The sequence below is a fragment of the Methanosarcina sp. UBA411 genome (assembly GCF_002495725.1).
Lineage (GTDB): Archaea > Halobacteriota > Methanosarcinia > Methanosarcinales > Methanosarcinaceae > Methanosarcina.
In genome coordinates this window covers 1-11,170 of record NZ_DAGK01000019.1, presented here as the reverse complement: position 1 = coordinate 11,170, position 11,170 = coordinate 1, and the positions used below count along the sequence as shown (strand labels likewise).

Here is an 11,170-nt window from a genome sequence, read left to right as displayed (position 1 = left end):
AGATTCATCAAAGTCAGCAGGCTCACCCGAGCTCCACGCTCCTCCGACGTCCTCAGATTCTGGTATTTGCTTCATACACAGGGGAAAAGAAATATTTTCAGCTTCCTTGCGACCAGGGTATAATATTTCAGCTTACAGGACTGCCTTTGTTGCGGCATCGGCAGCTGCCCTCGAACTTGGAATTGGCCCTGAAGCTGTTATATCGGTAATTGAAGAATTCAAGGGGCTTTCAGGCAGGATGCAGGAAAGGGAAATGAACGGCATCTCCCTTATAGATAACTCTAACTCCGGCATGGATATCCTCTCAGCCGAAAAAGCCCTTGAGCATGCTCTCCTTAAGAAAAAGGACGAAAAAAAGGAAGGCATCATCCTCGTGCTGGGAGAAGAAGCTTCTCAAGTCTGTGAAGGATTACCCCCTGAACTCGTGCAGTGCTTTGTAGAAAAGTTCGGAAGAAAATGCAGGCAGGTCATTCTAGTAGGAGAACGGATGAAGGCAGTAGCTGGCGAAAACATATCTTATGCACAGGATCTTCCGGAAGGACTCTCAAAAGCCTTGGGATTTGCAGAAGACGAAGATATAATACTCTCTTCGGTAAAATGCTTCCGTTAAGAATTCCGTTTATGGAGGATTTTCACTGAGGAATTATTGAGAAACTATTCTCCGATGTGACCATATAAATTGGACATAAACTAGGGTCAGGCTGCAGGCGTTTTGCCGAAATTTTGATGATAGAGTTTTATACAGGCTCTTCCAATCTGTACTCGTTTCCATTACTCGTATAAAGTTCAACTGATCGTGTTTCACAACCCCGTTTGTGGTACAGGAAGTAATCCAAATTCCGTAGGGTACATTAACTTTCAGAAGGAAATGCATTATTTCAGAAGGAAATGCATTATTATTCTTATCAGCACCAATTATCTGAAAAAGAGGATTTTTCATGGCTGGAAAAGAGATTTCAATTATTCATCCCCGTCCAAGTTCCATAGTAGCGGCTCTTTACACTCTGAGAGACTTAAATGTCGATGTCGCTATCCTGCACGGGCCTCCAGGATGTTCCTTTAAACATGCAAGGCTGCTCGAAGAAGATGGTATACATGTCGTTACCACAGGCCTTGATGAGAACGGTTTCGTTTTCGGAGGGCATGACAGGCTTGTACAACTTATTAACAAATCCGTGGAACTCTTTAACCCTAAAGTTATCGGGGTTGTAGGAACCTGCGCCAGCATGATTATCGGGGAAGAAATGCACGAAGCCGTGCTCGAGGCAAATCCAGATGTCCCTGTAATCGAAGTTGAGGTGCACGCAGGCTATCACAATAATACAAAAGGAGTGCTCTTTGCCCTGGAATCCGCACTCGATGCAGGGATTATTGACCATAAAGAATTCGAGCGTCAGGAATACCTCCTTGCAAAAGCCACAGATGTGGAAAAAAGGTTTGGGGCTGCTAGCCGGGAATACCTTGCCCCCTCCCGCGGGGATGTCAAATATAAAGCTGCAAAGCGTGTGATTCAACTCCTCAAGGAAGGCAAGAAAGGCCTTGTCATCATGAATGCCAAAAAAGAAACCGGCTATATGTTTGCAGACATTACCCTTGCAGTCAATGAAGTTGCAGCAGCTCTCGGGAAAAAAGAAAACCTTATCAACATGGCAAATATCGACCCAAAGCTCGGGCTTCCCAGAGTAAGGCAGCATGCCGAGTATATAATGAGAGACCTCAAAGCACACGGGGTTGAGGTGCATGAAATTATTGGCGGTATGGATGAGTACCCGATTGCAGGCGAAAAGGTAAGCGAATTAATAAAGGAAAAATACAGTGATTTTGATTTTGCGGTCATTACGGGTGTTCCGCACGCAATCCCTATGGAGCACATAAGGAACATGGAGCTGATTTCGGTTACTAACGGCCCGAGACAGGTCCTGCCCTTAAAGGAAATGGGGCATGAGTATGTGCTAGTAGAAATTGACCTCCACCCAAAAACGCTGGGAGTCAGTGAGATTGTAGAATCCGAGTTTGGGGCTACCTTAAGGGAAGTTGCAAAGGAAGCCTGAACAAGAAGAGCCAGGATAAAGAACCAGAAAAAAATCAGGAGGAAAATCCTTTGAAAAACCAGAAGGTCATAGCGATCTACGGAAAAGGCGGCATAGGCAAATCGAGTACGGCTTCAAACGTTGCCGCCGCTTGCGCCGAGGCAGGAAAGAAGGTCATGATCATAGGCTGCGATCCTAAAAGTGACTCATCAATCACCCTGCTTGGAGGCAGGAGAATTCCAACCATTCTCGACCTCCTGCGTGAGGGTGTGGATGTAAAAGAAGAGGATGTAGTCTTTGAAGGATACGCAGGAGTCAAATGCGTAGAAGCCGGCGGCCCCGAGCCCGGCATAGGGTGTGCAGGGCGAGGAATTATTGTTGCCATCCAGAAACTGAAAAGCATTTCAGGAGAGCTCTTAAAAGAGCAAGATTTGATCATTTACGACGTGCCCGGAGACATAGTCTGCGGAGGGTTTGTTGCCCCTGTCAGGAAAGGGTTTGTAAATGAGGCTTACGTCCTGACCTCAGGTGAGTACATGCCCCTTTATGCAGCAAATAATATCTGCAAAGGCCTGTCGAAGATAGGAATGCCGCTTAGCGGGGTAATCTGCAATTCCAGAAATGCGAGCAGGGAAGAGGAAATCGTCTCGAAGTTTTCGGAAGAGATAGGCAGCCAGCTTATGGCTTTTATCCCTAAGAGACAGGCAGTTCAGGATTGTGAAAGGGAAGGTTACTCGGTAATGGAAAAAGCTCCCGAGTCAGATATTGCAGATATATATCGCAAGCTTGGGAAAACAATTCTTGAAAACGAAAAAAGAGTTACAGCCGATTCCCTGAGCGATGAGCGGCTGAGGGAATTGACAAAATAAACCAGAGCGACAAAGGTCGACGAAATTTCCGTTAAGAAGTGCAAAAGTAGTTAACTACTAGCCGTCGTGCAAAACAAATCAGGGGTATCGAAAAATGCTTAATGACAGGCAACCCATTACAGGGATTCCAAGGGTTCTCATTTCCGCAGACCGTTCCTCTTCAGGCAAGACTACAATCTCTATGGGCCTGATGGCTGCTCTGGTTTCAAGGGGATACAAAGTCCAGCCCTTTAAGGTCGCCCTGGACTATATAGATCCGAGTTACCATACTGAAATAACTGGCAGGTTCTGCCGGAACCTTGACAGCTACCTTATGGATGAGAATGGGATTCTGGATGTCTATACCCATGCCTGCGAGGCCGGCGAAAAGGCTGATATTGCAATTATAGAAGGGGTTCGCGGGCTTTACGAAGGTTTTGAAAGCTTAAGCGACCTTGGAAGCACTGCCCAGATCGCAAAGATCCTTAATTGCCCTGTAATTTTTGTAATCAATGCACGGAGCATTACCCGTTCAAGTGCTGCCCTTGTCAACGGATACAAGAACTTCGATCCTGATGTTGAAATTGCAGGCGTTATTCTTAATAACATAGGAAGCCGCCGCCATGCCGAAAAAGCAAAGGAAGCAATCGAGTATTACACTGGCATTCCGGCAATAGGAATAATTCCAAGAGATCCCTCGATGCAGATCTCCATGCGCCATCTCGGACTTATGCCAGCTCTTGAAGGCCGAAGGCGGTTTGGAGATGGAAACTTTGAAGCCCGCCTTCACGGTATCAAGGAAATCATCAATAAAGGAATTGATGTGGACCGCTTCCTGGAAATTGCAAAAAGTGCAAAGCCCCTGAAAAGTCCTGAAAATAGTATTTTTTCTTCGGTTTCCGATTCCAGAGCATCCAGACCAAAGATAGGGGTAGCCTTGGATGAGGCTTTCAACTTTTACTATCGCGATAACATCGATCTTCTAAAACTTGCAGGTGCAGAAATCGTTTACTTCAGCCCTGTTAAAGACCCAACCCTTCCTGAGGTTGATGGGCTCTATATAGGGGGCGGTTATCCCGAACTCTTTGCAGCCGAACTTGAAGCTAACGAGTCCATGCGCCAGGATATAAAAAAGGCGTCTGCTGCAGACATGCCTATTTATGCCGAGTGCGGGGGGCTTATGTACCTTACGGAAAAAATAAGCACAGGCATCCCCGGAAAAGGCACCTATCATGATGCCTCAATGCCGGCATCCACATACTCAATGGTTGGGGCGCTCCCAGGGCATACCATTATGGGCCAGACAAGAGTAGTCAGTTACAATATTGGAACCCTTAATAAGGACTGCATTCTCGGGAAAAAAGGCAACAGCTTCAAGGGACACGAATTCCACCATTCCGAGATAAGGGAAATTCCTGAAAACGCTGAATTTGCAATAACCCTGTCAAGGGGAACAGGCATAAAGAATGACATGGACGGGCTGATTTCTGGAAATACCCTTGGCTCTTATGCCCACCTGCACGGAGTTGCATATAGGGAGCTTGCGAGCTCACTTGTAGAGGCTGCAAGAAAGTTTCGTGAATCCAGGCTTATTCCGTGATGCGTGCATTCCGTGACATCTCCAGGCTTCGTCAACAACGTCTACAAGTCCTGCCCCTTCTATATGCCGGTCGAAAAAGCAATATTATATTAATCGATTATAACAAGATTAGATTACAGCAGATTAGATTACAATAAACTGGATTACAACAAACTTGATAATAACAAATTATGTAATTAGACTCCAGATTAAGAGAAATTACGCTATAATAAATTAGACTGCAGCAAACCAGACAGGTAAAGAACTTATTTTCATTTCATTTTCTTTTCAGGTGAATCTATTGAAAACACAACTTAAAGGAGACCGGGTCCTTGCCGGAAAGGAAGCGGTAGCCGAACTTTATAAAACTGGGTACTTCGGGCGTCCTAAAGGTGAAGGACTTGAACTCTCACTTGTAGAAGCTGCTTTTCTTCTATCCAGAGGAAAGCTCGATATCGAACTCGAAGGTATACTGCTCGATTTTAGAGCCTTTTTCGAACAGGCTTCTTTGAGACAGCCGAATTTTGAGCTGAAATATATAGTTTATAAGGATCTTAAAGAGAGAGGGTATTATGTCCAGCCGTCAGCTGCTGATTTCCGGGTGTATCCCAGAGGCAGCCACCCTGGCAAAAGTGCGGCAAATATTTTTGTCCACGTCCAGTCGGAAAGGCAGCTCCTTTCTGTAAAACTCCTTCAGGACTCGGTTGCCTCGGCAGAGAATGTGCATAAACAGTTCATCCTTGCTGTGGTGGATGAAGAAAGTGACCTTACTTTCTATGAAGTTAAAACCGTAGTTCCTAAAGGTGGAATGCCTGAGCCGTATCCTGCCGTCAAAACCGATGCAACTTTCCTGGAAGACAGAGTAATAGTCTGGGATGCTCAGGCTTCGGAAACTCTCTATTCCAAGGGCTTTTACGGGAAAATGCTGGACTCCGAAAGGCTTCAGCTTTCCCTGGTAGAATCCCTTTACCTCTTTTCCACAGGCGTAATAACGGTTCGGGACAGGAAAGGTAAAGTGTTTTCGTTCGAAGAGTTTATCGAAAAAGCCTCGGAGATTGAAAGCTCCTTCCTGAGAAAGTACAATGCATATAAAAATCTCAGGGATTCGGGGCATGTGGTCAAAACCGGTTTTAAATTCGGGACGAATTTCAGGGTATACCGAAAGGTAGAGTCAATAGAAAAAATTCCGCATTCGGAATACCTTGTAAACGCCATTCCTGCAGATTTCGAGTTCAGGCTTTCGGTTATGTCCGGAGCGATCAGGCTTGCAAACAGTGTTAGGAAAACAATGCTTTTTGCGGTAGAGAAAGGGGAAGAAATCGAATACCTGGATATCAGCCGAACGAAAATGTAAGATTTGGATATGATATTCTAATCTGACATTTTGATATGAGATCAGAATCTGAGATTCTAGTCTGGTATTTTGAGGGGATTTTTCCCAGATATTAATCTTTCTTAATTTCATAGCAATCAGAATTTCGTAACAGTCAGATATTCAGCCGAGGGTGAAGTATATGTGGGATATTATTGCAGTAGACATCTCTGGAAGGCACAGGATTAAAGGAGGTTATTATATGGTATGTGCAGCCGCAGCGCTTACGGTTTCGGCTAGCCATATCGAAAAGGTCAAGCAGATCAAAATCCTTCCCCTCTGGCAAAAAAGAGCTCCCCGCTTGCTAGATGTCGTGCAGCTAATCGAAGATACGGCTGACCAGCTTTCCTTTGAAGGTACGATTGTGGCAGAAAAGGGGGATATGTATAATAAACCCATATGGGTGACCGAAAGTATGTTTTCCAGGGCTTTTAAGTATCAGGAATCGATTGCCGAGAGACGGTCAATTGAACTCGTGCACCATATTTCCCTGAGCGCCCGTAATCTACTGATAAAGGAACTTGAAATCGAGGCATGAAAATTTTAGCTGAAAAAAAATCCAGTAACGGATCCAATAACGGGAACAGGGTAATTCTCGTTAAAAGAACAATTCCCAATTCGGACCCTGAAAGTGAAGAATATCTCATTCAGGAACTCCGAGAGCTTACAAAAGCTGCAGGTTACCTGACGGTTGGGGAGCTTAAGCAAACCAGGTATCCCGACTCAAAGTACCAGCTCGGCAGGGGAAAAATTGAGGAACTTGCCGAACTTGTCAGGAGTACGGGTGCAGAGAAAGTGATTTTCTATAACAGGCTCTCTACAACCCAGCTTTTCAATGTCTCGGAAATCTGCAGATGCCAGGTTATAGATAAATTCCAGCTTATCCTTGAAATCTTTGCAAAAAGGGCAACGACTCACCGCTCGAAACTCCAGGTTGAACTGGCAAGATTGAGATACGAGGTACCTAGGGCAAGAGCGGTTGTTTCTCTCCTTAAAAAGGAGGAAAGGGCAGGCTTCATGGGGCTTGGAGACTACGAGGACTCTTATGAACAGGACCTGAAAAAGAGGATTACAAGGATTCAGAATGAACTCGAATCTGCAGAAAAGGATGATGAGTCCCTGCGGGTTTTAAGGCACAGGAAAGGCTTTTCCTTAATTTCCCTTGCAGGATACACAAATGCCGGAAAAAGCACGCTTTTCAACGCTATTGTAAATGAAAGTGTCGAGGCAAAGGATATGCTTTTCACAACGCTTGTGCCCATGACCCGAGCTCTGGACCTTGGAGGACGAAAAGCTCTTTTGACCGATACCGTGGGATTTATAGAGGATCTTCCTCACTGGCTGATTGATGCCTTCAAGTCTACTCTTGATGAAATATTTCTCTCGGATCTTATACTCCTGGTCGTGGATGCAAGCGAAAAACCCGAAACGATCCTGCAGAAACTTTCAACATCTCACGATACTCTCTGGGACCGGATTCAGGGAGTGCCCATCATTACCGTGCTTAACAAGGCCGATCTGGTTGAGGAATCCGAATTTGACGCCATTATGGAACAGATAGGCTATATGGCCCCTAATCCGGTCTTTGTTTCCGCAAAAAAAGGTATCGGCATGACTGCACTAAAAGCCGAGATAATAAAGCACCTACCCCCCTGGTGTTTTTGCTCTCTTTCCCTTCCTAATTCGGAAAAAGGAATGTCAATTCTCTCCTGGTTGTATGAAGAAGGAATCGTACACAGGGTTGAATTCGGAGAGAGGATACTTGTGGATTATGAAGCAAGAACCGAGATAATTAACCGGGTACATGCTCTCCTTGAACCTAAGGAAACCATAAGGGAAGAATGATTTTTATCCAAATTTTAAAAGGACAAAGTCTGGGAACGCGTAACATTCCCAGACTTTTCTGAAGAGTATAAAGCTTTTTGAATATTATAAAAATTACTGGAATATTGACAGAGCATTTTCCAATATCTTTTTATCAGAGAGTTTATCGTATGACCGAAATACAGTTCGTATATTTACGAAAGATATTTATATCCAGAAGTTGTTTGTTTACATGCGAACGGGTGTCTACTGAAGACATCAGACCCTCCTAATATCCTAAACTACACCCTTAAAACCAGATTTTTGCTATGTTTCTGCCCGTTCGCAATTCCTCTAGGATTTTTCTCTCATTTCTAAGAAAATGTTGTTCATGAATAAACAAACATTTTGTATTTCTTAAGCATTGTTATAAAAAATACATGCAGAGTAAATTCCTTTTCAAAATTTATATAAATTCATCTATCATTCACCTGTTAGCATGAAATTCGATCTGCATGTACATTCCGAGTATTCAAAAGACAGCAAATCAAGACACGACGACATCCTTGAAGTCGCACGTAAAAAGGGGCTTGATGGGTTTGCTCTCTGTGATCACGATACTGTGGAAGGCGGGCTTGCCTGTGAAAAAAAGGCTCTGGATCTTGGCCTTGAGCTTACGGTTATTCCAGGCGTGGAGGTTACTTCTTCAAAAGGGCATATCCTTGTTCTTGGAATCAGACAGAATATCGAGCCTTTTTTGAGCCCCGAAGAAACGATCGAGAGAGCTAGGAAACTCGGGGGCACGGTTATTGTTCCTCACCCATTCAAGCGCAGTTCCCATGGAATAGGGAGTTTCGAAGGGCTTGACATTGATGCCGTTGAGGTTTTTAACTCCCGCTGCCTTTTTAATAAAGCCAACCGAAAAGCCACAATAGAGGCAAAGAGACTTGGAATCCCAGGCGTTGCAGGAAGCGATTCCCATATTCCCGAAATGGTAGGCCAAGCATACACCGAAATCGATGCGTCGGAAAATACCCTAAAAGCCGTGCTGGAAGCAATTCGTGAAGGAAAAGTTGCTCCTGCAGGAAAAAATACACCCACGCCCATTATTCTTAAACAGATGTCAGGCAGTGCCAGGCGAAAAATTAAGAAAAAACTGTTTCGTAAAGACTGAAGGAGTCAAAATGAAATTTTAACATTGTCTGGGACTTTAGAGGAATTGCAATTTCCTTACAATTGTTTATTTACGATTGATTAACTGTCAATCCCATTTTAACTTACGGAGTAATTTAACGATCACTACCACAAATATGACAGGTATATTACATTGAGCGCAATCGCTATTATTTCATTGACTCCCATCATTTTACAGCCTCCACTTTATTCTTAATTCCATTTTAACTTAAAAAGCAGCCTCAAAATTAATACTAAGAGTATAAGAGATATAGTACAAGAGATATTATGTTGAACACAATTATTTCAGAGATCCCTATCATCTTATCCTCTCATTTATATCAATTATAAAGTAAAATTATACTGTGTTTAATAATATATTTTTTACTACCATATACTACTTCCTGTGCTTCCTCTTCACTGATATCGGTGGGTAATAGAGTATTATAACCATCGGCCCAACAGCGTTTTTGTGATATTAGGAGATCAAATCCCATTTTTTAATCTATCTAGATTATTATTATTCATTCTTTTCTATAATTAATAAACGTAAGGAGAATTTCTTCTATCCTTCTTATATACCCCCCAGTGATATGAATATAAGTTGAACAGCAATTGAAATCCAGGTTTATTAATCTCAAAGTAGGGCTAATCTAGCCGATGAAGATTAAAAAATTGCTGTGAACGCGATAAATATTCAGAGGTTTAAAACACCAATCGTAGTAAAATGGATGACTAAAAAATCTAGATAAAATTAAACAAAAAATTGGAGGGTAAAGAATGGGAAAACAAATATCTAAAAGAATAAGAAAGACATTAAGTATTCTTCTGTTAGTTCTTTTTGTAGCTTCGATGGCGGCTTCGTCCGTAAGCGCAGCTGCATCTGTAAAATATGAAAAAAACAATGACAGCTATGATCGCGGCTACTGGGAAGGATACTTAAAAGGGTACAGTGCCGGGTTTATAGATGGTATAACCGGTAAAGATCCGCGAATGTTCCTCGCGATCTACTATGGGCCGGATTCCGGATATGATGGCGGATATTTTAATGGGTTTAAAGACGGATACGGTGCAGGATACAGTGTCGGAAAGAAGTTATACGATTTGTGATCCGGTACTCTCACTACTGTGTCCCCCTGTGGAGTGTTTCTTTCAATGACATCCCCTGAGACGATAATTCATACCTGAACAAAAAGAAATAGGCAAAAAGAAACATACAAACAGAAATACAAATCGAGATCTACGCAGTTGACACAATACAAGACACGATAGACATTACAGTTAAACTCATATCCTGGACACATTAAAAGATGTCTTAAGTATTTTTGAGGTTACGTACTACAATTTTCCACTTCAATTGCTTAGATCTTAACTTATTTTTCTTTTGTTTACTTGTTTTTCTTTTGTTTACTTGTTTTTCTTTTGTTTACTTATTTTTCTTTGTTTAAGAATTCAGTTCAATTTTATAGTCAAATTTGTTTTTATCTAGTTTGAGAATCCAAAACTTTTGTAGAAAAGGAATTTCTAACATAGTTTTCTCAAAAGAAAAGGACTTATCGATTACGGTCATATCATTTCTATAAGCTCAAAACCTATTAAACCGAATGTTTAGTTGGGGGTAAACAATGGTAGAAACAACTGACCAGAACAAGCCCATGATCTGGAAAGAACTCGTACTTGGATTCGTTGTGGTTGAATCGTGCATGTATCACTCGATTCGTACAATACCTATTGTGACTGCAAGCAGTGCCGAAGAAGTACTTTTTACTGAGAATCTTACTAGGCTTACGAAACTTGAAGGTGACGAGACTGTAAAAGGAGTCCTCCAGGTTCCGTTTCCAACGTATGAAGTAACCGGGTATGTGCCGGTTGAAGACGAAGAGTTAAGCGAGGTCCTTCTTTTAGGATATGAATACCCCGGCGTGCAGGCTCCGGATTGGATGGAAATTCTTAAAAAAGAGGTCGCAAACCCGAGACGGTGTGTATAAAACTGGTTTGTAAAATATACATTTCTATTTTTCAGAAAAAATAATTTGCAGGGCGAATTCTTTCTTTTCCTCGTTAACATTCCTTCATTTTTTAAAAGAACTTCTAACTGGACATGTGGAGACATACGGTTTTATTTATCGAAACCCAGGCTCTAGCCGTGAATATGCGCGAAACAAAACAAACAAAAAACATCATTATGGTCTTCTTGCGTTGATATTAACATTTAGACTGTTGCCACAGAAAGCTTATCCTTGATTTTTATGTCAGGTTTATGTCAAATAGTCAGCATTCCGGCATGAAAGATGTTAACTCCCTTATTTAGAGAAGTCTGTTTTCTGTGGAAATTAGTTAATTACTAATATAGAAACCCTTATAG

The 11,170-nt window shown here is 42.5% G+C and carries 9 protein-coding genes and 1 pseudogene; all 10 read left to right on the top strand.

Going from position 1 to position 11,170, the window contains the following annotated elements:
- A pseudogene (locus tag BP861_RS07320) lies at positions 1-610 on the top strand (coenzyme F430 synthase); the annotation flags it as partial.
- 328 nt (positions 611-938) lie between these two features.
- On the top strand, positions 939-2,051 hold the full coding sequence (cfbD, locus tag BP861_RS07315; protein WP_292373974.1) for a Ni-sirohydrochlorin a,c-diamide reductive cyclase catalytic subunit: 1,113 nt from the start codon (positions 939-941) through the stop codon (positions 2,049-2,051).
- Positions 2,052-2,101: 50 nt separating this feature from the next.
- A complete protein-coding gene (cfbC, locus tag BP861_RS07310; protein ID WP_292373972.1) occupies positions 2,102-2,899 on the top strand; it encodes a Ni-sirohydrochlorin a,c-diamide reductive cyclase ATP-dependent reductase subunit in 798 nt (265 codons plus the stop codon).
- A 94-nt stretch (positions 2,900-2,993) separates the two neighbouring features.
- Positions 2,994-4,478 carry a Ni-sirohydrochlorin a,c-diamide synthase gene (gene cfbB / locus BP861_RS07305; protein WP_292373970.1) on the top strand — a complete coding sequence of 495 codons (1,485 nt, stop codon included), beginning with the start codon at positions 2,994-2,996 and terminating at the stop codon, positions 4,476-4,478.
- A gap of 280 nt (positions 4,479-4,758) precedes the next feature.
- Positions 4,759-5,811 carry a tRNA-intron lyase gene (endA, locus tag BP861_RS07300; RefSeq protein WP_292373968.1) on the top strand — a complete coding sequence of 351 codons (1,053 nt, stop codon included), beginning with the start codon at positions 4,759-4,761 and terminating at the stop codon, positions 5,809-5,811.
- A 160-nt stretch (positions 5,812-5,971) separates the two neighbouring features.
- Positions 5,972-6,367, top strand: coding sequence for a DUF2209 domain-containing protein (locus tag BP861_RS07295; RefSeq protein ID WP_292373966.1), 396 nt, complete (start codon positions 5,972-5,974; stop codon positions 6,365-6,367).
- A complete protein-coding gene (gene hflX / locus BP861_RS07290; protein ID WP_292373964.1) occupies positions 6,364-7,674 on the top strand; it encodes a GTPase HflX in 1,311 nt (436 codons plus the stop codon). The genes BP861_RS07295 and hflX overlap by 4 nt, the downstream gene beginning before the upstream one ends.
- Positions 7,675-8,131: 457 nt before the next feature.
- The gene (locus BP861_RS07285; protein ID WP_292373963.1) at positions 8,132-8,806 is read left to right on the top strand and encodes a PHP domain-containing protein; all 675 of its coding nucleotides are present in this window, start codon (positions 8,132-8,134) and stop codon (positions 8,804-8,806) included.
- A gap of 779 nt (positions 8,807-9,585) precedes the next feature.
- The gene (locus BP861_RS07280; RefSeq protein WP_292373961.1) at positions 9,586-9,915 is read left to right on the top strand and encodes a hypothetical protein; all 330 of its coding nucleotides are present in this window, start codon (positions 9,586-9,588) and stop codon (positions 9,913-9,915) included.
- 515 nt (positions 9,916-10,430) lie between these two features.
- A complete protein-coding gene (locus BP861_RS07275) occupies positions 10,431-10,793 on the top strand; it encodes a hypothetical protein (RefSeq protein WP_292373959.1) in 363 nt (120 codons plus the stop codon).
- Positions 10,794-11,170 lie beyond the last annotated feature (377 nt).